16 protein-coding genes and 1 tRNA gene are annotated in these 21,736 nt (G+C 55.9%); 15 read left to right on the top strand and 2 right to left on the bottom strand.

Annotated elements, in window-relative coordinates; translation table 11 throughout:
• The first annotated feature begins 5 nt into the window (after positions 1–5).
• The 3 genes from HMPREF9238_RS03950 (at position 6) to HMPREF9238_RS03940 (ending at position 3,947) form a co-directional block, all read left to right on the top strand.
• The gene (locus tag HMPREF9238_RS03950) at positions 6–857 is read left to right on the top strand and encodes an ATP-grasp fold amidoligase family protein (protein WP_016444157.1); all 852 of its coding nucleotides are present in this window, start codon (positions 6–8) and stop codon (positions 855–857) included.
• 223 nt (positions 858–1,080) lie between these two features.
• Positions 1,081–2,988 (top strand): glycosyltransferase family protein, encoded by a 1,908-nt coding sequence (locus HMPREF9238_RS08575; RefSeq protein WP_051109765.1) that lies wholly within the window; start codon positions 1,081–1,083, stop codon positions 2,986–2,988.
• A 41-nt stretch (positions 2,989–3,029) separates the two neighbouring features.
• The gene (locus HMPREF9238_RS03940; RefSeq protein ID WP_232217593.1) at positions 3,030–3,947 is read left to right on the top strand and encodes a glycosyltransferase; all 918 of its coding nucleotides are present in this window, start codon (positions 3,030–3,032) and stop codon (positions 3,945–3,947) included.
• Between the two features lie 238 nt (positions 3,948–4,185).
• Here HMPREF9238_RS03940 and HMPREF9238_RS03935 read toward each other — a convergent pair whose 3' ends face one another.
• Positions 4,186–5,016, bottom strand: a complete 831-nt coding sequence (locus tag HMPREF9238_RS03935; RefSeq protein ID WP_016444154.1) for an alpha/beta hydrolase — start codon at positions 5,014–5,016, stop codon at positions 4,186–4,188.
• Between the two features lie 124 nt (positions 5,017–5,140).
• Positions 5,141–6,349: a pyridoxal phosphate-dependent aminotransferase gene (locus HMPREF9238_RS03930; RefSeq protein WP_016444153.1), complete on the bottom strand. Its 1,209-nt coding sequence runs from the start codon at positions 6,347–6,349 to the stop codon at positions 5,141–5,143.
• Between the two features lie 177 nt (positions 6,350–6,526).
• Between HMPREF9238_RS03930 and HMPREF9238_RS03925 the strand changes: the two genes are divergently transcribed.
• From HMPREF9238_RS03925 to fusA, 12 genes are all read left to right on the top strand, one after another.
• Positions 6,527–6,599 (top strand) — tRNA-Trp (locus HMPREF9238_RS03925).
• Positions 6,600–6,628: 29 nt separating this feature from the next.
• A complete protein-coding gene (gene secE, locus HMPREF9238_RS03920) occupies positions 6,629–6,868 on the top strand; it encodes a preprotein translocase subunit SecE (protein WP_016444152.1) in 240 nt (79 codons plus the stop codon).
• Positions 6,869–6,979: 111 nt separating this feature from the next.
• Positions 6,980–7,756: a transcription termination/antitermination protein NusG gene (gene nusG / locus HMPREF9238_RS03915; protein WP_016444151.1), complete on the top strand. Its 777-nt coding sequence runs from the start codon at positions 6,980–6,982 to the stop codon at positions 7,754–7,756.
• A gap of 187 nt (positions 7,757–7,943) precedes the next feature.
• The gene (rplK, locus tag HMPREF9238_RS03910) at positions 7,944–8,375 is read left to right on the top strand and encodes a 50S ribosomal protein L11 (protein ID WP_016444150.1); all 432 of its coding nucleotides are present in this window, start codon (positions 7,944–7,946) and stop codon (positions 8,373–8,375) included.
• 70 nt (positions 8,376–8,445) lie between these two features.
• Positions 8,446–9,141, top strand: coding sequence for a 50S ribosomal protein L1 (gene rplA / locus HMPREF9238_RS03905; protein ID WP_016444149.1), 696 nt, complete (start codon positions 8,446–8,448; stop codon positions 9,139–9,141).
• A 293-nt stretch (positions 9,142–9,434) separates the two neighbouring features.
• Complete coding sequence (rplJ, locus tag HMPREF9238_RS03900; RefSeq protein ID WP_016444148.1) at positions 9,435–9,956, top strand: 50S ribosomal protein L10; 522 nt, start codon at positions 9,435–9,437, stop codon at positions 9,954–9,956.
• Between the two features lie 87 nt (positions 9,957–10,043).
• Positions 10,044–10,430 (top strand): 50S ribosomal protein L7/L12, encoded by a 387-nt coding sequence (rplL, locus tag HMPREF9238_RS03895; protein WP_016444147.1) that lies wholly within the window; start codon positions 10,044–10,046, stop codon positions 10,428–10,430.
• A 407-nt stretch (positions 10,431–10,837) separates the two neighbouring features.
• On the top strand, positions 10,838–14,278 hold the full coding sequence (gene rpoB, locus HMPREF9238_RS03890) for a DNA-directed RNA polymerase subunit beta (RefSeq protein WP_434056927.1): 3,441 nt from the start codon (positions 10,838–10,840) through the stop codon (positions 14,276–14,278).
• Between the two features lie 120 nt (positions 14,279–14,398).
• On the top strand, positions 14,399–18,316 hold the full coding sequence (locus HMPREF9238_RS03885; protein WP_016444145.1) for a DNA-directed RNA polymerase subunit beta': 3,918 nt from the start codon (positions 14,399–14,401) through the stop codon (positions 18,314–18,316).
• 405 nt (positions 18,317–18,721) lie between these two features.
• Positions 18,722–19,096, top strand: coding sequence for a 30S ribosomal protein S12 (rpsL, locus tag HMPREF9238_RS03880; protein ID WP_016444144.1), 375 nt, complete (start codon positions 18,722–18,724; stop codon positions 19,094–19,096).
• Complete coding sequence (rpsG, locus tag HMPREF9238_RS03875; RefSeq protein WP_016444143.1) at positions 19,096–19,566, top strand: 30S ribosomal protein S7; 471 nt, start codon at positions 19,096–19,098, stop codon at positions 19,564–19,566. The genes rpsL and rpsG overlap by 1 nt, the downstream gene beginning before the upstream one ends.
• 42 nt (positions 19,567–19,608) lie before the next feature.
• On the top strand, positions 19,609–21,726 hold the full coding sequence (fusA, locus tag HMPREF9238_RS03870) for an elongation factor G (protein WP_016444142.1): 2,118 nt from the start codon (positions 19,609–19,611) through the stop codon (positions 21,724–21,726).
• The last annotated feature ends 10 nt before the right edge of the window (positions 21,727–21,736 follow it).

The following is a 21,736-nucleotide window of genomic DNA, read 5'->3' as shown; positions in this document are numbered from 1 at the left end:
AGACTATGGATTACTTTTCACTGTTGGAACGACGCTTGGCAGGGCGAGATGAATTCTTGCCGTCATATCTCGGAGCGAAGGCGCGTACGAGGCAATTCGCTGACCTGATCGGTGTGCGGGCGCCTTCGATTTATATCAGTGGCCCAATTGAAATCGTATTGGCAAGCCAGTTACCTAAGTTGTTTGTCTTGAAGCCAGCGTTTGCCTCTACTTCCATTGGCGTTAGATTGCTGGAACGAAAGGAGGACAAGTGGGAAGATATCGTTTCTTGCGATGTCTTCTCCACAGAGCAACTCATTGAGGAGGCTCATGATGTCAGCGCGCGCTACTCGGACAGTCCAATTAATGACGTTTTTATAGCCGAAGAGCTCCTCGTGGGCATAGATGGTTCGGTGCCGCCTGCAGACATCCGCTTTTACTGTTTTCAAGGTGAAATCGGCATGATCTTAATGGAACAACATCTCGAAAATCCGGTAGAAGCCATGTATTTCGATGGTGATTTTATGCCTTTCCCCGATTTGCCTAATCGTTATGGGATTGCGCCGGGGATGTCACATCTGGAATCGATTGTTGAATCCCAGGTGCCGGAAAACTGGCAGGAGCTACTGAACGTTGCAAAGAGGATTTCTACTGCGGTGGCAACAGCGTTCTGTCGCGTGGACCTGTACAACACTGTGAATGGTATTTACCTTGGAGAGATTACTTTTACTCCAGGTACCTTTTATTACAAGAACCGGAAAATAATGAGTAGCGCGGAGGCTGTTCGGCTCGGGCGCATGTGGCAGGATGCTGAGAAACGTTTAGCCGGAAGCTACGCAATAAAGGATCCGAACCAGCTTAGAGGTTTGGACTTTTAGGCGGGCTTAGTCGACGCTAGAGCGCTGTCACATGCGTAAGCCCTATCAGTCAGCTACTGACGTTGAGCCGAGCCAGGTGCATGACAAATGACGCAAAAGGCATGAAAAATGAAAATGAAGACTCAAAACCGAAAAGTTGAGGATTACTATGCATTCGTCAGGTAAAAACTTGCTTAGGAAAGCTCGTATGAGGGCCACTAGGGATCGGGTACCTTCGTTGAAAATGCAATTCTTGGATTTTTTTCGAGACCAGCAGTTTAGCGATATCAAGTTAGAGCCAATTCATAATCTTGCTCTTGAAGTGCCTGTCGAAGCCGGAGAGAACTTCCAATTCTGGATAGAATCCGTGTCGTCATCGCCAGAGGTGGCCGGAGCCGCACTGGTGAAGATTGAATGTCTTGATGATTCGGGCGAGGTTATCCGTATCTTAGATTGGCCCCACAAATCAAGCTTGGTTGGAGACTACATTTACATTGAAAGCGGGCCGATTGAGAATCCCAAGGTGACTCATGCAGCTTTCCGCGTCCCTGCCAACGCCACCCTCATTCGTCTGACTGGACGACAGTGGAAAGCTGACATAGAAACTTTGGTATTGGGTGCCGTAGAGTACCTTCCAGGTCCGACGCTTGGAGCGTTGCAATCCGGAACCCCGCTTTCGATTCCTTACGAAAACTATGATTTTAGTGAAAATGTGGATCCGGGAGCACAGCAGGTAAAAGTTGACATCACTGTTGCACCTGGAACAGGAACAAACCTGCCCCTAAAGGTTCAGCTTTTCGATTCTGCCGGAGCCGAAATGCTCAGCCCAGCGAACCTGCCACACCACGCTGTTCAGGGCGCGTTTATAAATTGCCACGCTTCTCGTAACTCCAAGAAAGATACGTCGGCTGTAATAGATTTGCCTGAGGGAGTTGCTCAAATACGAGTATCAAGCTTTGCAAACTGGTCGGCTAAAGGAAGCATACTCGGCGCCCCGCATTTTGAATATGAGTTCCAGCGTACTGTTGAACAAGTTTTCAACAGCATTGAGGCTCTGCCAGCCGAGGATAAAGAACAACCCCTTATTTTCATTGATTCGACAGCTCCTCCGCTCGGGCACCAAACACTGGCTATTAGGCCAAATAATCTTGCACAGGAATTCTGTAACGCCGGTGCCACGGTGGTATACATGCCGTTCTCGAGTTTGCAGGAACATGAGAATGTCGTGGATGAAAGGCTCGTGCAGTTCCCCAGAAATGATTTCCACGCGGTAGTAGATCAACTCCTTAAGCTTGAATGGCAAGGGCCAAAGGTCTATTACTGCACATCCTTCCCCGATTGGAATGCTGCAAGCGTTATTGATCGGTTCAACCGAAACGGTTGGACAACCGTCTATGAAATCCGGGACAACATGGAGGAGTTCAAACGGGTTGGCTACTCAAAGTGGTACGACCCGAGCCTCGAAGTGTTCGTGGCGCAGAGAGCTGATGCGATCATTACAGTTTCTGGTGCATTAGCTCGGAAGATGGAGGCAGTCGCGCATCCTGATCGGCAGCCGAGAGTTATTCCCAACGGCGTGCGGGCAGAACTCGCTGATGTGTTTTCCGAGTATCGAAGTCTTGAGCAGATAGCTGAAAGACAGCCCTTGAAAGTAGTTGGTTACGTAGGCCACCTAACTCCTGCATGGTTCAACTGGCAGTACGTAATCGCTGCTGCAAAAGCTCTACCTGATTACACGTTTGAAATAGTTGGGCATGGAGCGCCAGATAATCTAATCACACCAGATAACTTGAAGATACTGGGGCCGAAGAATCACGAAGAGCTTGAGGCGATCATGCCTCGCTGGAAAGTGGCGTTGATACCGTTCGTTGACTCACCTCTAACTCGAGGCGTAGACCCGAACAAGATTTATGAATACCTGGCGTGTGCCAACAGAGTTGTATCGGCCGAGATGGGAAGTGTCAGCACATATCCGGCGACAACTGTTTATGACACTCTCGAGTCTTTCATCGACCAGATTAGGTTGCATATGGAAGCAGAGTGGACGCAAGAAGAACTCAATTCTGTAGAAGTACTAGTTGAAGATTCGAAGTGGAGTAGCCGCGCCAAGCAGGTTTTGAACTTCATCAACGAAATCGGAAAGGAAGACTAATGAGGGTTCTCCACTATTATCCGAATTTGACCCAGGGAGGCATGGGAACAGTTCTGCGTACTCGAGCCAAAAACCTTCCGGGCCATAAGTTCGACTTCCTTTTCTCCAACGACAGTGGCGGCGGAAATATTTTTGACGAGCTACCCAACGTCGAATTCAGACTCGTCAGGAAAGATCGGCTCGAGAATTACCTGACGTTTACCTTAAGCCAACGTCGATATGATGAAGTTATTTTTACTTCAGCCCCAGAGATCGCGAACAAGGTATTTGAGAGTTTACCTCTTGCGCTACGGGTGTATGAGTTCCACTCCTCCGATGTGCGGGTGCTCTCATCTGAAGTGGAAAAGCTTGATCTGCGACGAGTAGATGAAGTGCGGGTTCCCTCAGATTATCTGGCGGGCATCATCCAAAGTCTGCTCCCTGCAAATGCGCAACGACTTGTTCGGGTAGTGCCAAACCAAGTTGATGAAGACATGTTCTTTGTAGATAAACATGAGCATGGTATTGACTTGTCGCCCACGCTTATTTGGGTGGGCCAGTTTTCCCGGGCAAAGGGATACAACGATTTTCTCAGAGTCTTGGGTAATCTTCCCGAAAACTACGCAGGGGAGATGTATTTTTCAGGAAGAGTCCCTGCTGAGATGGTAATTGATCTCATGGCAGAGATAGCGCGTTCAGGTGTGCAAGATCGCGTGTCTATCTTCTATAACGTCCCGCAACAAGAGCTCGCCAAACGTTACCGTGAACTTGGGGATTCCGCCGTGCTCGTATCTACGTCACTTTTGGAATCATTTGGATACGGGGTTTATGAAGCGTTGAAATGCGGACTCAGATGTGCCGTATACGAATTGCCAGCTCTAAATGCCTTCCACGAGGAGTTCCCGGGAATGATTTCCACGGCTCCATTGGGGGAAATCTCCGCACTAGCCGAATCAATACTTCAGTTGCACACAGCGTAGCTTGTGCTCCGCGCATTAGGCGGGCATCAAAGCCTCGGCCCTGCCTGGTGCGCGGCGGGCACGTTGTCGCTCGTAGCCTCGTCCTCGCTACGTTTTGGCGAGGCCGAGGCAAGAGCGCGCTTCAAGAGAGCACAATGGTGGGCCGATCTTGGGCTGGATGGATTCTGAGTACCGTTACGGCCCCGCCGAAGGCTAGCCGCTAAGACCATCTTCTGGGCTTACGTCTGCTACCTAAACCCTATTCCCGCGGGTCGGTGATGGCTTTGCCACGCAGGATGCCAAGGATCCACATGTTGAGGGTTTCCATGAGCATCCGGTTCACGTGAGGCTCGTTGAACACTTCATGGCGCGCACTGGGCACTTCAATCATTTCAACGGGGGCGCCGCTCGTGCGTGCTTTTTGCGAGAACTCCCACGAAGCAGAAGGGTCGGCAAGCGTGTCGTCAGAGCCGTGGAAGATGATAAGCGGGTTCTGCCACTTATCGGCTCGCTCAAGCGTCTCCAGGCCCTGCAAAATCATGGTTGCGGCGGTGCGGGCGGGCACGCGCCCGTGGTAGTTGAGCGGATCGGCTTTGTATGCGGCAATCACGTCAGGGTCAGAGCTAACCGCTTCCGCATCCAGCGCGGCCGTGGGCATGCCTGCGGGGAACTTCAGCACTGTTTTCGCAACGGCGCGCACCTTGTCGCGTTCAAGGCTCCCCGTCGCGCTAAACGCCGGGCCAGATAGGACAACGCCCGTGACGCCGCGCGGATTTATGAGGTTTGAAGCAGCGGTGATGAGGCCACCCATGGAGTGCCCAAACAAGAACAGGTCTTCGGTGCGCATTTCTTCGCGCACCTGCTCGCGCGCCGCGAGATGGTCTTTAATGAGTTGGCCCACGTCCACTCTGGCGCGCGGCCCGGGCGCAGTGCCGTGTCCGTACTGGTCATAGGTCACGGCGTCAATGCCGGCTTCGACCAGACTGTCGATGAGCTGGGCATATCGCCCTTGGTGTTCGGCGTACCCGTGCAAAATCAAAACGGTTGCTTTGGGATCGTCCGCGTAATGTTTCTTTAGTTCAGCTTTCATGCCTTCAAGTTTGTCAAAATACGATGAGTTTTTCCGGCTTTACACCAGTCCACCCCAGTCGAGCGGGTAATAGAAATGGTGGCCAGGATCCCTAACGAACCTGGCCACCTTTGTAAGAAAGCTACTAGTTTTCGCCGTTAATCAGCTTCTTAATGCGCGTGACGCCTTCTACGAGGTCGTCGTCGCCAAGGGCGTAAGACAGGCGGATGAAGCCAGATGGGCCAAACGCTTCGCCAGGTACTACCGCAACCTTCGCCTCATTAAGGATCACTTCGGCAAGATCAGCAGAAGACTCGATCTTCGTGCCGGCAATCTCGCGGCCAATAACGCCTTCAACGGAGGGATAGCAGTAGAACGCGCCCTTCGGGGTGGGAACTTTGAACCCGTCGATTTGGCTGAGTAGTTCCACCATCTTCTTGCGGCGGCGATCAAATGCTTGCCGCATTTGTTCAACGGCGGCGAGGTCGCCGGATACGGCCGCCAGGGCAGCGCGTTGAGCCACGTTGCAAACATTGGAGGTGAGGTGGGATTGGAAGTTCGAGGCGGCCTTGATAACGTCCGCAGGCCCGATCATCCAGCCCACACGCCACCCGGTCATGGCGTAGGTTTTAGCAACGCCGTTCATGACGATGATGCGGTCAAACAGTTCGGGTACCAGTTTTTGCAGGTGCGCGGGCTGCGCATCATCGTAGAGGAGGTGCTCGTATATCTCATCGGAGAGGATCCACACGTCGTTTTCTAGCGCCCAGCGGCCAATGGCTTCGGCTTCTTCGGGAGTGTAAACCGAACCGGTGGGGTTGGACGGCGAGCAGAAGAGGAGGGCTTTGGTGCGTTCGGTGCGGGCCGCTTCAAGCTGTTTGACGGTTACCTTGTATTCCTGTTCGGCAGAGGCAAAGACCTCAACGGGAATGCCTCCGGCCAGGGTGATGGCTTCGGGGTAGGTGGTCCAGTACGGGGCGGGTAGCAGAACTTCGTCGCCCGGGTCGATTACGGCTGCGAAAGACTGAAATACAGCCTGTTTGCCACCGTTGGTAACCAGAATGTTGGTTTCAGGATCTACCTCAACGCCGGAGTCTCGCAGAGTCTTTTCGGCGATCGCTCGGCGCAGTTCGGGCAGGCCCTTGTTGGCCGTGTACTTATGCATGGCCGGCTCATTCGCGGCGGCAACGGCGGCTTGCACGATGTAGTCGGGGGTGGGGAAGTCGGGTTCACCTGCACCGAATCCGATAACGGGCTCGCCTGCGGCTTTCAGTTCTTTTGCGCGGTTGGATACTGCAAGGGTGGCTGATGGCGCGATGGCACCCAGGCGTTTTGATACTCGATTTTTGCTCACGTGTTAAGCCTAAACTTTGCCGCCCAGTATTGGCAGGATGGGCCGCCTGCTGGACGGCGCACAATTTGGTGCTGTTATTTGTGTCGCAAAGTTTGCCCCAGGCGCTAGCAGTTGGACTTGGTGGCCGTGGCGGGTTATGCTTGACGACGCACATATTCGCGCCGCGGATGTGAGCGTAGGGCAGTGGCGCAATTGGTAGCGCACCGGTCTCCAAAACCGGCGGTTGTGGGTTCGAGTCCCGCCTGCCCTGCTCGTTGTAGTTTATCCAGGAGGAAGAGGATGTCAGACCAGACGAAGTCTTCGCAGAACCCAAACGTCAAGGAAGACTTGAACGTTTTTGGTCGCATCTTGCTGTTCATTCGCCAGGTCATTGCCGAGCTTAAGAAGGTGATTTGGCCCAGTCAGGAAGAATGGTGGACCTATTTCTTGGTAGTTCTGGTTTTCGTGGTTTCGATCATGATTTACACCGGTCTTCTTGATTTCGCGTTTGGCCAGTTGAGCGTTTGGGTTTTTGGATAGTAAATCTCGCGCTTATGCGTTAAACTCATGTCGTTGATAAACACACCCGAGGCACCGCCCAGGGTGTGTTACTTTTTTAGCCTATTTAGGAAGTGTTCAAGGAGGTCCTAGATGGATCAGGAAAGCACTGAAGAAAAGTACGAGGACGAGCAGACTCCCGAAGTCGCGCCCGATGTGGCGGGCGAAGCGCCGGCTGTTGCAGACGAGGTTGCGGCAGGAGCAACTGAAGGAGGCGCGGCCGCCGCACAGGCAGTAGATGCTCCGGCTCCGAGCGATGATCCTCAGGTCGTAGACCCGATCGAGGCTAAGCGCGAGGAACTGTCATACCTGCCGGGTGACTGGTACGTCATTCATTCTTACTCCGGGCACGAGCGCCGCGTGAAAGCCAATCTCGAGCAACGCGTGGTTTCGCAGAATGCAGAGGATTGGATTTACCAGGTTGAGGTTCCAATGGAGACTGTCACGGAACTGACGAAGGCTGGTAAGAAGAAACAGGTTGATCGCGTGCGCATTCCGGGCTATGTGCTTGTGCGCATGGAGATGAACGAGAAGTCTTGGCGTGTGGTTAAGGAAACCCCTGCGGTTACGGGCTTTGTGGGCGATGCTCGCGATCCGGTTCCGCTATATCTGGACGAGGTTGTGAACATGCTCGCCCCGATGTGGGTTTCCAAGGCGCAGCAGCAGGAGGCCGCCGAGGTAGTGACTGCTCCGGCAATCACGTTCGAGGTTGGCGAGTCTGTCACGGTTAAGGACGGCCCGTTCGAGAACATGCCGGCTACGGTTTCTGGGGTCTTCCCAGAGCAGCGTAAGCTCACGCTCTCGATCATGATTTTCGAGCGCGAAACGCCGATTGAACTCAACTTTGATCAGGTTGAGAAAATCGACTAGTCACCATGCGGGTGATGTGTCCCACGCCGTCTGGCTTTAGAGGCGGCGTGGGCGTTATGATTATCGATCGTGCACCCTTTCGGCATTCGCATGCCCAAAATCGGCATTGCGAAGCGATGAAGGGGGACACTGCCCAAAACTGCGACATGGCAGTTGGGAAAGTTGACAAGTAAAAGGACCCAAATTTATGGCACCGAAGAAAAAGGTTGTCGGCCTGATTAAGCTCCAGATTCAGGCTGGCGCTGCAACCCCGGCTCCGCCGGTTGGCCCAGCTCTTGGCCAGCACGGCGTGAACATCATGGAGTTCACGAAGGCTTACAACGCGGCAACTGAATCTCAACGCGGAAATATTATTCCGGTTGAGATCACCGTGTATGAAGACCGTTCGTTTACCTTCATCACCAAGACCCCTCCGGCAGCGCAGCTGATTAAGAAGGCTGCTGGCGTTGCAAAGGGCTCGGGCACCCCGCACACCACGAAGGTGGGCTCGCTAACGCAGGCTCAGGTTCGTGAGATCGCGGAGTTGAAGAAGGAAGATCTTAACGCGAACGATGTTGATGCGGCTATGAAGATTATTGCTGGCACCGCTCGTTCCATGGGAATCACGGTTGAGGCCTGATTCCACTAACTATTTCGTGGCAGGGCAATAGCCGCCCACTGACACCACAACTGCAAGGAGAAACGCAGATATGGCTACTCGTTCAAAGGCTTACCGCGCAGCGGTCGAGAAGATTCACCCCGGTGAGTTGTACGCTCCGCTCGACGCGATGAAGCTAGCTAAAGAAACTTCGACCACCAAGTTTGACGCGACCGTTGAGGTTATGTTCCGCCTGAGTGTGGATCCGCGTAAGGCTGATCAGATGGTGCGTGGCACTGTCTCTCTTCCGCATGGCACCGGTAAGACCTCCAGGGTCCTGGTCTTTGCCGTTGGCGAGCGCGCTCAGGAGGCGCTCGATGCTGGCGCGGATGAGGTTGGCGGCGACGAGCTCATTGAGAAGGTTCAGGGCGGTTACACCGACTTCGATGTCGCTGTTGCTACCCCGGACATGATGGGCAAGGTTGGTCGTCTGGGCCGCGTGCTTGGTCCGCGTGGTCTTATGCCAAACCCGAAGACAGGCACGGTAACGATGGATGTTGCGAAGGCCGTTAAGGAAATTAAGGGCGGTCGTATCGAGTTCCGTGTTGATAAGCACTCGAACCTCGCGTTCATCGTTGGCAAGACGAACTTCACGGCTGAGCAGCTCGCGGAGAACTACCGCGCGGTGTTCGACGAGATCATTCGTCTGAAGCCGGCTTCCTCTAAGGGCCGCTACATTAAGAAGGCTACTGTTTCGACAACCATGGGTCCTGGTATTCCGTTGGATGTCGTGGTTAAGACTGCTTAATCTAGCTTCAAGCACGTGACTGGCCCCGGTTATGCCGGGGCCAGTTTTCTTGTTAAACCGCTCATATTTGCCTCCTTTGCCGCTTTCGTGCTTGCACTTGTAGCCGCGGCTGGGTAGCCTACTTTGTAGCCAAAGACCGTTGGTACCTCATTGAGGTGTAATCCAGATGGAACCTGCGCAGGTGAACGAGTGAGACTTTTTGTCTGCCCCCGTGTGCCTTGCGCGCCGGGGATTTTTTTATTCCCCGCTCCGGGTTTGTTCTGGGCCGGCGGATGATCACGGAAGGAGGGCCCATGGCAAGGCCTGACAAGGAAGCTGCAGTTGCAGAGCTAACGGAGCGTTTCCGCTCTTCGTCTGCTGTTGTGCTGACTGAATACCGCGGCTTGACCGTTGAGGAGATGAAGACGCTTCGTCGCTCGATGGCTGGTAACGCGCAGTACTCCGTGGTGAAGAACACGCTGGCCACCATTGCTGCGAAGGAAGTTGGTCTCGACTTCCTAGAAGAAGACCTGGTTGGCCCAACCGCCATCGCGTTTGTAAACGGCGAGGTCGTTGACGCTGCGAAGGCTTTGCGTGACTTCGCTAAGGAGAACCCCGCACTGGTTCTAAAGACCGGTGTGATGGAGGGCGCGAAGCTCTCCGCTGATGATGTTAAGAAGCTCGCTGACCTTGAGTCTCGCGAGGTGCTGCTGGCCAAGACCGCTGGCGTCCTCAAGGCGGGAATGTCCAAGGCCGCGTTTGCTTTCGCCGCACTGCCTACCCAGACCGTGCGCACCATCGACGCCCTGCGCCAGAAGCAGGAAGAAGCGGCCTAAGGCCACCCCGGATTCCCGGTACCGTGCCGAGGTCCATAAAACTGACATCTGCTTCTACAGCAGGAATAAATGGAAGGAAGTGCCAAAATGGCAAAGCTCACCGCTGAAGAGCTCATTGATGCTTTCAAGGAACTAACCCTCGTTGAACTGTCCGACTTCATCAAGAAGTTCGAGGAAGAGTTCGATGTTGAGGCTGCCGCTCCGGTTGCCGCTGTTGCTGCAGCTCCGGCTGCTGGTGGCGACGCTCCGGCTGCTGAGGCTCAGACCGAGTTCGACGTCATTCTTGAGGCTGCTGGCGACAAGAAGGTCCAGGTTATCAAGGCTGTTAAGGCCATTACGGGCGAGGGCCTGAAGGACACCAAGGACAAGGTTGAGGCAGCTCCGGCCACCATTCTTTCCGGTGTTTCGAAGGAAGACGCTGAGAAGGCCAAGGCTGACATCGAGGCTGCTGGTGGCACCGTCACCGTTAAGTAGTTTCTGCTCAAGCTACTAAAAGGGCGCGTGAGGGGTTCCTCACGCGCCCTTTTAGTCTCCGTGCCCCCGCGTTTGTAGGCTTTACTCGCGGTCTTGCTTTAGTCCACCACGACTCCGGCCGGCATGCTACACGCTTTTGTGAAAGTGATGGAATGCACGCGCCGAAGAGTAGAGTTTTGCAACTCGTCTTCGATATTCTGATCATTACGCCTGTATCCGAGGTGTACTATGCCTGCACGCAATTAATGAATGCGCTGAGCGTGGGTTGGGCATGGATCACACGAGGGGTTCGAGGCGTGCGCGCTGATTATTAGTAAAGCAGGGAAGGATCCCCTTTGGCTGCACAGAGCGAATCTGCCGCAAAGCACACGAATAAACGAATTTCTTTCGCGCAGTTGCGCGAGCCGATGCAAGCGCCAAACCTCCTTAGCCTCCAGGTGGAGAGCTTCGAGTGGCTTCTCGGAACTGACCAGTGGCGTGAGCGGGTTGAGAAGGCGAATGCTTCTGGCGCTCAGAAGCTACCAACTACCTCGGGGTTGGAGGACATCTTCGCAGAGATTTCTCCGATTGAAGACGTCGGTAACACGATGGCACTGGACTTCCGCGAGTTCCACTTTGAACCGCCGAGGTACACGGTTGAGGAGTGCCGCGAAAAAGACAAGACGTATGAGGCTTCGCTGTATGTTCAAGCGGACTTCATGAATCAGACAACGGGTGAAATCAAGTCGCAGACGGTGTTCCTGGGCGACTTCCCGCTCATGACGGAGCGTGGCACCTTCATTATTAACGGTACTGAGCGTGTGGTTGTGTCCCAGCTCGTCCGTTCCCCGGGTGTCTACTTCGAGGCCATCGCGGATAAAACTTCAGACCGCACGATCTATTCGGCGAAGATCATTCCTTCGCGTGGCGCATGGCTGGAGTTTGAGATCGATAAGCGTGACGCCGTTGGCGTGCGTATTGACCGCAAGCGTAAGCAGCCGGTAACGCACTTCTTGAAGGCACTGGGCATGACCGAGTCGGAGCTTCGCGTTGAGTTTGAGGACTACCCGGTTCTGCTTGAGACCCTGGAAAAAGACACGGTTACCACTCAGGAAGAGGCGCTTACGGATATTTACCGTAAGATCCGTCCGGGTGAGCAGGTTTCGGCCGAGGCCGCGCAGAACTTGCTGAATAACTTCTACTTCACGCCTAAGCGCTACGACCTAGCAAAGGTGGGGCGCTACAAGATCAACAAGAAGCTTGGTCTTGAAGCTGACCTGGACGAGTCCACGCTACGTTTGGAAGACATCGTCGCTACGGTTAAGTACCTACTTGCCCTCCATAAGCGCGGTAATGCAACTGGTCGCGAGCGTGATCAGATTAAGTTCCCGGGCATGCGCGGTGGCGAGCCGGTTCTGCTCCCGCTTGAGGTTGACGATATCGACCACTTCGGTAACCGTCGTATCCGCGCTGTGGGTGAGCTCATTCAGGCGCAGGTTCGCACCGGTATGGCGCGAATGGAGCGCACCATCCGTGAGCGCATGACCACGCAGGATATTGAGGCGATAACTCCTACCTCACTTATCAACATTCGCCCGGTTACAGCTGCTATTAAGGAGTTTTTTGGAACTTCGCAGCTGTCGCAGTTCATGGACCAGAACAACCCGCTCGCGGGCCTGACGCACAAGCGTCGCCTGTCGGCTCTTGGCCCGGGTGGTCTTTCGCGTGATCGCGCCGGCATGGAGGTTCGTGACGTGCACCCGTCTCACTACGGGCGTATGTGCCCGATTGAGACGCCTGAAGGTCCAAACATTGGTCTTATTGGTTCGCTTGCAACCTACGCGCGTATTAACCCGTTTGGCTTCATCGAGACCCCGTTCCGCGTGGTGCGGGACGGCCAGGTTACGGACGAGATCCACTACTTGACGGCTGATGAAGAGAACGCGCACCCGATCGCGCAGGCTTCGGCGGCGCTGGATGAGAATAACCGTTTCGTTGACGAGTCTGTGGTCTGCCGTATTGCGGGCGAGGACCCGGCACTGGTTCCGGTTGATGAAATCGACCTGATGGACGTGTCGGCGCGCCAGATGGTGTCGGTTGCTACCGCCGCTATCCCGTTCCTGGAGCACGACGATGCTAACCGTGCTCTCATGGGCGCTAACATGCAGCGCCAGGCCGTGCCGCTCCTCACCACGGAAGCCCCGCTGGTGGGTACCGGTATTGAACGCCGCGCAGCCATGGACTCTGGCGAAATGGTGACCGCGAAGCGAGCCGGCGTGGTAACCGAGGTTTCCGCTGATCTTGTTGTTGTGACGACGGATGAGGGCAGTACGGATTCCTACCGCCTGGAGAAGTTTGGCCGTTCTAACCCGGGTAACTGCACCAACCAGATTGTGGCAGTTAACGAGGGAGACCGCGTTGAGGTTGGCGATCTGATTGCAGATGGCCCGGCAACGCAGGGCGGCGAACTTGCGCTGGGTAAGAACCTCCTGGTTGCATACATGTCGTGGGAGGGGCTCAACTACGAGGATGCGATCATTTTGTCGCGTCGCGTTGTACAAGATGACCTCCTCACCTCGATCCACATTGAGGAATACGAGATCGCGGCCCGCGAAACGAAGCTGGGTTACGAAGAGATCACTCGTGACCTCCCCAACGTTTCCGAGGATGCGCTCGCGGATCTTGACGAGCGCGGTATCGTGCGTATTGGCGCCGAGGTTGAGGCTGGCGACATCCTGGTTGGCAAGGTCACGCCGAAGGGTGAGACCGAACTGACTTCGGAAGAACGTCTACTTCGCGCTATCTTCGGGGAGAAGGCGCGCGAGGTGCGAGACACATCGATGCGCGTGCCGCACGGCGAGTCCGGCATCGTGATCGGTGTTCGCGAACAGAACGCGGATGAGGATGACCTCCAGCCGGGCGTGCAGCAGAAGGTGCGCGTCTACGTGGCGCAACGCCGTAAGATCACGATCGGCGATAAGCTCGCTGGCCGTCACGGCAATAAGGGCGTTGTGTCGAAGGTACTTCCGGTGGAAGACATGCCGTTCCTTGAAGATGGCACACCGGTTGACATCATTTTGAACCCGCTGGGTGTGCCGCCGCGCATGAACCTCGGTCAGGTTTTGGAATACCACCTTGGCTGGATTGCCGCGATGGGTTGGGACGTTTCCGAGGCTGTGAAGAACGGCGAGAACTGGGCTAAGTACATTCCCGAGGAGGGCATTAAGGCCCCGGCTCGTACGAATGTTGCTACGCCGGTGTTCGACGGCTTGGAGCCGGAGGCGTTGAAGGGGCTGCTCTCGAATACGCTGCCTAACCGCGACGGTGATCGTCTGATTGACGCCAGCGGTAAGGCGCAGCTGTTCGACGGCCGCTCCGGTGAACCGTTCCCGGGCCGTATCGCGGTTGGCTACACCTACATGCTGAAGCTGCACCACCTGGTGGATGACAAGATTCACGCTCGTTCCACGGGCCCGTACTCGATGATCACGCAGCAGCCGCTTGGTGGTAAGGCCCAGTTCGGTGGCCAGCGCTTTGGTGAGATGGAGGTGTGGGCGCTTGAAGCTTACGGCGCCGCCTACGCTCTGCAGGAGTTGCTCACCATCAAGTCGGACGACATGCAGGGTCGTGTTTCGGTTGTGAACTCGATCGTGAAGGGCGAAGACATCCCGGAGCCGGGTATTCCTGAGTCTTTCCGCGTCCTCATGTATGAGATGCGTTCGCTGTGCTTGAACGTTGAGGCTCTTGACGCTTTCGGCAACGCGATTGATCTCGCTACGCAAAGCGATTCGGCGCGTTCAGCTTCGGAGGAGCTCGGCATTACGCTCGACACTCGTCCGAATGCGGGCGCACTGCTTGATGACATTTAGTCCGCCTACCCGCCACCTCGGTTTTAGGTGGTGGCGGGAAGGCGCCTTTGCCGCTCCAGCGGGCGGTAGGGGAGCCGGACCATCCAACGCTGGACCCGGTGTACTACAGAAGGAAACACTTTGATCGACGCCAATGCTTTCGACAAGCTTCACATTGGACTGGCGACTCTTGACGACATCCACGAGTGGAGCCACGGCGAAGTAAAGAAACCAGAAACGATCAACTACCGTACGCTCAAGCCGGAAAAGGACGGTTTGTTCTGCGAGCGTATTTTCGGTCCCACGCGGGACTGGGAGTGTGCGTGCGGTAAGTACAAGCGCGTGCGTTACAAGGGCATCGTGTGTGAGCGATGCGGTGTGGAGGTAGCGCGTGCGGACGTGCGTCGTGAGCGCATGGGCCACATTGAGCTTGCGGCTCCTGTGACGCACATTTGGTACTTCAAGGGTGTGCCGTCACGCCTTGGATACCTGCTTGATCTTGCACCAAAGGATCTTGAGAAGGTCATCTACTTTGCGGCCTACATGATCACTGAGGTTGATGAGGAGGCTCGCCGCGAGGATCTACCGACGCTGCGTAACGAGCTTGAGGTTGAGCGCAAGAACATTGAGGCTCGCCGCGAGGCCGACATTAATGCCCGCGCCGAAGCTCTTGAAGCCCGTCTTGCCGAGATGGAAGCAAAGGGCAACAAGCAGGAGACTCGCGACCGCGAGCGCCGTGCTGGTGAGCGTGACATGAACGCGATCCGTCGTGGCTACGACCAAAAGCTGGCCCGCCTTGAAGAGGTGTGGGACAAGTTCATGAACCTGCAGGTTGGTGACCTGGAGGGTGACGAGCTCGTTTACCGCGACATGCAGGCTCGCTACGGCATTTACTTCAAGGGTGCGATGGGCGCTGCCGCTATTCAAAAGCGTCTGCAGTCTTTCGATCTTGAAGCCGAGGCTGAGGCTCTGCGCGAGATTATCGCTACCGGTACTGGCCAGCGTAAGACGCGTGCGCTTAAGCGTTTGAAGGTTGTGAACGCGTTCCTCACTACGGATAACGTGCCTGAGGCGATGGTTCTGGACGCTATCCCGGTGATTCCACCGGACTTGCGTCCGATGGTGCAGCTCGATGGTGGCCGCTTCGCGACCTCGGATCTTAACGATTTGTACCGCCGCGTGATTAACCGCAACAACCGTTTGAAGCGTCTTCTTGAGCTAAACGCTCCGGAAATTATCGTGAATAACGAAAAGCGCATGCTGCAAGAATCTGTCGATGCCCTGTTTGATAACGGCCGTCGCGGCCGCCCGGTCTCCGGTCCGGGTAACCGCCCGTTGAAGTCGCTGTCCGACATGCTTAAGGGTAAGCAGGGTCGTTTCCGTCAGAACCTTCTTGGTAAGCGCGTGGACTACTCGGGCCGTTCGGTCATCGTCGTTGGTCCGCAGCTGAAGCTACACCAGTGTGGTCTGCCTAAGCAGATGGCGCTGGAGTTGTTCAAGCCATTCGTTATGAAGCGCCTTATTGAGAAGAAGTACGCGCAGAACATTAAGGCCGCGCAGCGTAAGGTTGATCGTTCGCGCCCCGAGGTGTGGGACGTTCTCGACGAGGTTATTCGCGAGCACCCGGTTCTGCTGAACCGTGCACCTACGCTTCACCGCCTTGGCATTCAGGCGTTCGAACCGCAGCTTATTGAGGGTAAGGCTATTCAGCTACACCCGCTGGTTTGTGGCGCATTTAACGCTGACTTCGACGGTGACCAAATGGCCGTGCACCTTCCGCTTGGTGCGGAGGCACAGGCTGAGGCGCGCATCCTCATGCTGTCTTCGAACAACATTTTGAAGCCGTCGGATGGCCGTCCGGTGACCATGCCGTCGCACGACATGATTATTGGCTTGTACCACCTCACGCTGAACCCGGATTCGTCGATTCCGGTTGCGCGTAACGAGCAGACGGGCGAGCCGATCCTGCCGCACTTCAGCTCTGTTGCCGAGGCAATCATGGCGTTCGATCGTGGCGATCTGCACCTGAACGCGCGCGCGATCATTCGTTTCACGGATATCGTGCCGCCGAAGAACTGGGTGGCTCCAGAAGGTTGGAGCGAGGGTGACCCGATCGAGCTGGAAACTTCGCTTGGTCGCGCCCTGTTCAACGATCTGCTTCCGGTGGAGTACCCCTACGTTGAGGCTGTAGTGAACAAGAAGGTTCTCGGCAAGGTTGTCAACGACCTTGCAGAGCTTTACCCGAAGGTTCTGGTTGCCGAGTCGCTTGACGCCCTTAAGGCAGCGGGCTTCTACTGGTCCACCTGGTCGGGCCTCACCATTGCGTTTGATGACATCATGACGCCGCCAAATAAGGGCGAGATTCTTGCCCAGCACGAGGCAGCGGCAGCGCGGATTCAGCGTGACTACGAGATCGGTAAGATCACGGAAGACGAGCGTTACAACGCGCTGGTTGAAATCTGGACCACCGCAACCCGTGAGGTTGCGGACGCGATGGAAGAAGCATTCCCGGAGCGCAACAACCTGTTCCAGATGGTTGATTCTGGTGCTCGTGGTAACTGGGATCAGGTGCGTCAGCTGGCCGGTATGCGTGGCCTTGTATCGGACCCGAAGCAAAAGCTCATTGAGCGTCCGATTAAGGCTAACTACCGCGAGGGCCTGACGGTTCTGGAGTACTTTATTGCAACTCACGGTGCTCGTAAGGGTCTGGCTGATACGGCTCTTCGTACCGCTGACTCCGGTTACTTGACGCGTCGTCTCGTGGACGTGTCACAGGACGTCGTGGTGCACGAGGAAGACTGTGGCACGCGTCGCGGTATCAACATGGATATCGCTGAGCTGGACGAAGAGGGCAAGGCACACCGCCTCGACACCGTGGAAACCACCGCTTACGCGCGTACTCTCGCGGCTGACGCGAAGGACGCTGAGGGCAACGTGGTTGCCGAGGCAGGTTCGGATGTGGGCGACGTCTTGATCGACAAGCTTGTGGCCGCAGGCATCACCACCATTAAGGTGCGTTCGGTGCTTTACTGTGAGTCCGCTACGGGCACCTGTGCGGCTTGCTACGGCCGTTCGCTCGCGTCGGGTAAGCGCGTTGACATCGGTGAGGCCGTGGGTATTATCGCGGCACAGTCGATTGGTGAGCCCGGTACTCAGTTGACGATGCGTACCTTCCACACCGGTGGTGTTGCATCGGCTGCGGATATTACCCAGGGTCTGCCACGTGTGCAGGAGCTTTTCGAAGCTCGCACCCCGAAGGGTGAAGCAACGATGGCGGAGGCAGCAGGAAAGGTCCACATCGATGATACGGATCCGACTAACCGTAAGATTGTGATCACTCGTGATGATGGCGAGGCGGATCTTGTGGTTGAGGTTTCGCGCCGTCAGGAACTCCTTGTGGAGGAAGGCGAGCACATCGCGGTTGGCACGAAGCTCACCACGGGTCGTCTGGACCCGAAGAAGATGCTTCGCATCCGCAACAAATCGGAAACGCAGCGTCAGCTGGTCGATGAGGTGCAGGAAGTGTACCGCTCGCAGGGCGTGGACATTCACTCCAAGCACATTGAGGTGATTGTTCGTCAGATGCTGCGCCGCGTCACGGTTCTGGACGATCCGGGCGACACGGAGCTTTTGCCCGGCCAGCTAGTTGACGAGGTCGACTTCAAGCGCATCAACCGTGCAACGGTGGCTCAGGGTGGACGCCCGGCTGCGGGCCGTCCGGAGCTGATGGGTATCACGAAGGCTTCGCTGGCTACGGACTCGTGGCTGGCTGCGGCTTCGTTCCAGGAGACCACGAAGATCTTGACCGAGGCTGCTATTAGCGCGAAGTCGGATCCGCTGATTGGTCTGAAGGAGAACGTGATTCTCGGTAAGCTCATCCCGGCTGGTACGGGTCTTGCGCGCTACAACAAGATTCACGTGGAGCCCACGCCAGAGGCGATGGCTAACGCGGATTACGTTGAGGCTGATTTCCAGGTCGGTGAGGTGGACGAGGCGTTCCTCGCTTCGCTCGACTCGATCGACTTCGGCGCCCCGTTCTCAGATAGCGACTTCCGCTAATCCGGTTTGAAGCGCATTTAGATTTCGCCCCCTCTGCGGAGGGGGCGAAACTAAATTGTGGGCAGGGGCCGAGGCAGCGTGGGGTATTAGGAGCTGTGGCATTGTTAAATCAGGCACAATAGGCGCCTCTAAACCGGCGCAGTATTGACCTTTGCCGGCTGAAAGCCATATATTTGACGACGGTGCCCGCGTCGCCGGGTATCCACCGTGCAGATTTTTCTGACAAGTGGGCTCTTTGACTGTTCGTCTGAGCTCCGGACGTCATCCTTAACCCTCACGATATGCGACTGTGAGGCTGTTGGCGGGCCGGCCCCGGCGGACACCAGTGTGTCCACTCGGGGTAGCGCGTAAGCGTTTCGGCGTCGCGATACTAAAAGTTTGTTGTTTAAGGAAGACGGAGAAGTAGTGCCTACCATCCAGCAACTGGTGCGCAAGGGACGCAGCACCAAGCCGGCGAAGGCAGCAACGCCCGCACTGAAGGGAAGCCCTCAGCGCCGCGGTGTCTGCACTCGCGTATTTACCACCACGCCTAAGAAGCCGAACTCGGCTCTTCGTAAGGTGGCTCGTGTTCGCCTTTCCTCAGGTATTGAGGTCACGGCTTACATTCCCGGTGAGGGTCACAACCTGCAGGAGCACTCGATCGTGCTCGTTCGCGGTGGTCGTGTGAAGGACCTCCCGGGTGTTCGTTACCACATCGTTCGTGGCGCTCTCGATACGCAGGGTGTTCGCGGTCGTCAGCAGGCTCGTTCCCACTATGGTGCAAAGAAGGAGAAGAAGTAATGCCTCGTAAAGGTCCAGCTCCCAAGCGCCCTCTAGTTGAGGATCCGATTTACGGTTCGAAGGTTGTTAGCCAGCTGGTTAACCGCGTGCTGCTTGACGGCAAGCGTTCCGTTGCTCAGCGGATTGTGTACGGCGCTCTTGAGGGCGTTGCGCAAAAGACTGAGCAGGATCCGGTTGCAGTTTTGAAGCGCGCGCTTGAAAACATTCGCCCCACCCTTGAGGTTCGCTCCCGTCGTGTGGGTGGCGCAACCTACCAGGTTCCGGTGGAGGTTCGTTCCTCGCGTGGTACCACTCTTGCTCTTCGCTGGCTGGTTGACTTCTCGCGCCAGCGTCGTGAGAAGACCATGACCGAGCGCCTTATGAACGAGATTATCGATGCGTCCAACGGCCTCGGTGGCGCTGTGAAGCGTCGTGAAGACATGCACAAGATGGCGGAGTCCAACAAGGCTTTCGCTCACTACCGCTGGTAATCCCAGCTGGGCTCATAGATCTAACAAGCGAAGGAAACACACGTGGCACAAGAGGTGTTCACTGACCTCACGAAGGTCCGCAATATCGGCATCATGGCTCACATCGATGCTGGTAAGACCACAGTTACAGAACGCATCCTTTTCTACACCGGCATCAACTACAAGCTGGGTGAGACCCACGACGGTGCTGGCACGATGGACTGGATGGAGCAGGAGAAAGAGCGCGGCATTACCATTACGTCCGCTGCTACCACCTGTTTCTGGAATGACAACCAGATCAACATTATTGATACCCCCGGACACGTTGACTTCACCGTTGAGGTGGAGCGTTCGCTGCGCGTGCTTGACGGCGCGGTAGCGGTGTTCGACGGTAAGGAAGGCGTTGAGCCGCAGTCTGAAACCGTTTGGCGTCAGGCTGACAAGTACGATGTTCCGCGTATTTGCTTCATCAACAAGATGGATAAGCTGGGCGCGAACTTCAAGTACTCGGTGCAGACCATTAAGGATCGTCTGGGTGCAACCCCGATCGTCATGGCGTTCCCGATTGGCGCGGAAGCCGACTTCCAGGGCGTTGTTGACATCATGAAGATGAAGGCCGTCTACTTCCCGGAAAAGGATGAGGATGGCAACGATCTTTATGGTGCGCGCGTGGTTGAGGAAGAGATTCCGGCGGAGCTGCAGGCTGAGGCGGAGGAGTACCGCGAGGCTCTGATCGAAGCTGCGGCTGAGGCTAACGAAGAGCTCATGGACATTTACCTTGAAGAGGGTGAACTGACCAACGATCAGATTCGTGCTGGCGTTCGCGAGCTCACGATTTCTTCGCAGGCTTACCCGGTGTTCTGTGGTTCTGCGTTTAAGAATAAGGGCGTTCAGGTCATGCTTGACGGCGTGGTCTCGTACCTGCCGTCGCCTCTGGATGTGCCTTCCGTTAAGGGCACGAAGGTTGGCGATGAAGAGACCGTTGTTGAGCGTCACGCAGATGAGAACGAGCCGTTCTCGGCTCTGGCGTTCAAGGTTGCTGTTCACCCGTTCTACGGCAAGCTGACCTACATCCGCGTTTACTCTGGCAAGGTTGCATCCGGCGAGACCGTGATGAACTCAACCAAGGGTAAGCGCGAGCGTATCGGCAAGATGTTCCAGATGCACTCCAACAAGGAAAACCCTGTGGATGTTGCACACGCTGGCCACATCTACGCTTTCATCGGCTTGAAGGACACCACCACGGGCGACACGCTTTGCGCGCAGGACGCTCCGGTTGTTCTTGAGTCTATGACCTTCCCGGATCCGGTTATCCACGTGGCTATTGAGCCGAAGTCGAAGGCGGATCAGGAGAAGCTCGGCACGGCTATTCAGAAGCTAGCCGAAGAAGACCCGACCTTCACCGTTCGCCTCGATGAGGAGACCGGCCAGACGGTTATTGGTGGTATGGGCGAGCTTCACCTTGATGTTCTGGTTGACCGTATGCGTCGCGAGTTCAAGGTTGAGGCCAACGTTGGTGCGCCGATGGTTGCTTACCGCGAGACCATCCGCAAGACCGTTGAGAAGGTTGAGTACACGCACAAGAAGCAAACTGGTGGCTCTGGCCAGTTCGCAAAGGTGATCGTCCGTTTCGAGCCGCTCCCACTGGACGGCGAGAAGACTTACGAGTTCGGCAACGAGGTCACTGGTGGCCGCGTTCCGCGTGAGTACATTCCGTCGGTTGACGCCGGTATTCAGGAGGCCATGCAGACTGGTGTCCTGGCTGGTTATCCGATGGTTGGCTTGAAGGCTACGCTGCTTGACGGCCAGTACCACGATGTGGACTCGTCTGAAATGGCGTTCAAGATCGCTGGCGCAATGGTGTACCGCGAGGGTGTCCGCAAGGCATCTCCGGTACTGCTTGAGCCGATCATGTCTGTTGAGGTTCGCACTCCGGAGGAGTACATGGGCGACGTTATCGGCGACCTGAACTCCCGTCGTGGCACCATCCAGTCGATGGATGACGCTTCCGGTGTGAAGGTTGTGCGAGCACTCGTTCCGCTGTCGGAAATGTTCGGGTATGTGGGTGACTTGCGTTCGAAGACGCAGGGTCGCGCTGTCTACTCGATGCAGTTCGATAGCTATGATGAGGTTCCTCGTGCAGTAGCTGAGGAAATCATTGGCAACGCTTCGGGCCAGTAAGAGCCTGATC

Origin of the sequence: Gleimia europaea ACS-120-V-Col10b (genome assembly GCF_000411155.1) — a bacterium.
Taxonomy (GTDB): Bacteria; Actinomycetota; Actinomycetes; order Actinomycetales; family Actinomycetaceae; genus Gleimia; species Gleimia europaea_B.
This window is presented reverse-complemented; position numbering and strand designations above follow the sequence as displayed.

Coding starts and splice junctions, on each gene's coding strand:
- HMPREF9238_RS03950 (WP_016444157.1), top strand. CDS start 6: ATGGATTACTTTTCACTGTTGGAACGACGCTTGGCAGGGCGAGATGAA.
- HMPREF9238_RS08575 (WP_051109765.1), top strand. CDS start 1,081: ATGCAATTCTTGGATTTTTTTCGAGACCAGCAGTTTAGCGATATCAAG.
- HMPREF9238_RS03940 (WP_232217593.1), top strand. CDS start 3,030: ATGGGAACAGTTCTGCGTACTCGAGCCAAAAACCTTCCGGGCCATAAG.
- HMPREF9238_RS03935 (WP_016444154.1), bottom strand. CDS start 5,016: ATGAAAGCTGAACTAAAGAAACATTACGCGGACGATCCCAAAGCAACC.
- secE (WP_016444152.1), top strand. CDS start 6,629: ATGTCAGACCAGACGAAGTCTTCGCAGAACCCAAACGTCAAGGAAGAC.
- nusG (WP_016444151.1), top strand. CDS start 6,980: ATGGATCAGGAAAGCACTGAAGAAAAGTACGAGGACGAGCAGACTCCC.
- rplK (WP_016444150.1), top strand. CDS start 7,944: ATGGCACCGAAGAAAAAGGTTGTCGGCCTGATTAAGCTCCAGATTCAG.
- rplA (WP_016444149.1), top strand. CDS start 8,446: ATGGCTACTCGTTCAAAGGCTTACCGCGCAGCGGTCGAGAAGATTCAC.
- rplJ (WP_016444148.1), top strand. CDS start 9,435: ATGGCAAGGCCTGACAAGGAAGCTGCAGTTGCAGAGCTAACGGAGCGT.
- rplL (WP_016444147.1), top strand. CDS start 10,044: ATGGCAAAGCTCACCGCTGAAGAGCTCATTGATGCTTTCAAGGAACTA.
- rpoB (WP_434056927.1), top strand. CDS start 10,838: ATGCAAGCGCCAAACCTCCTTAGCCTCCAGGTGGAGAGCTTCGAGTGG.
- rpsG (WP_016444143.1), top strand. CDS start 19,096: ATGCCTCGTAAAGGTCCAGCTCCCAAGCGCCCTCTAGTTGAGGATCCG.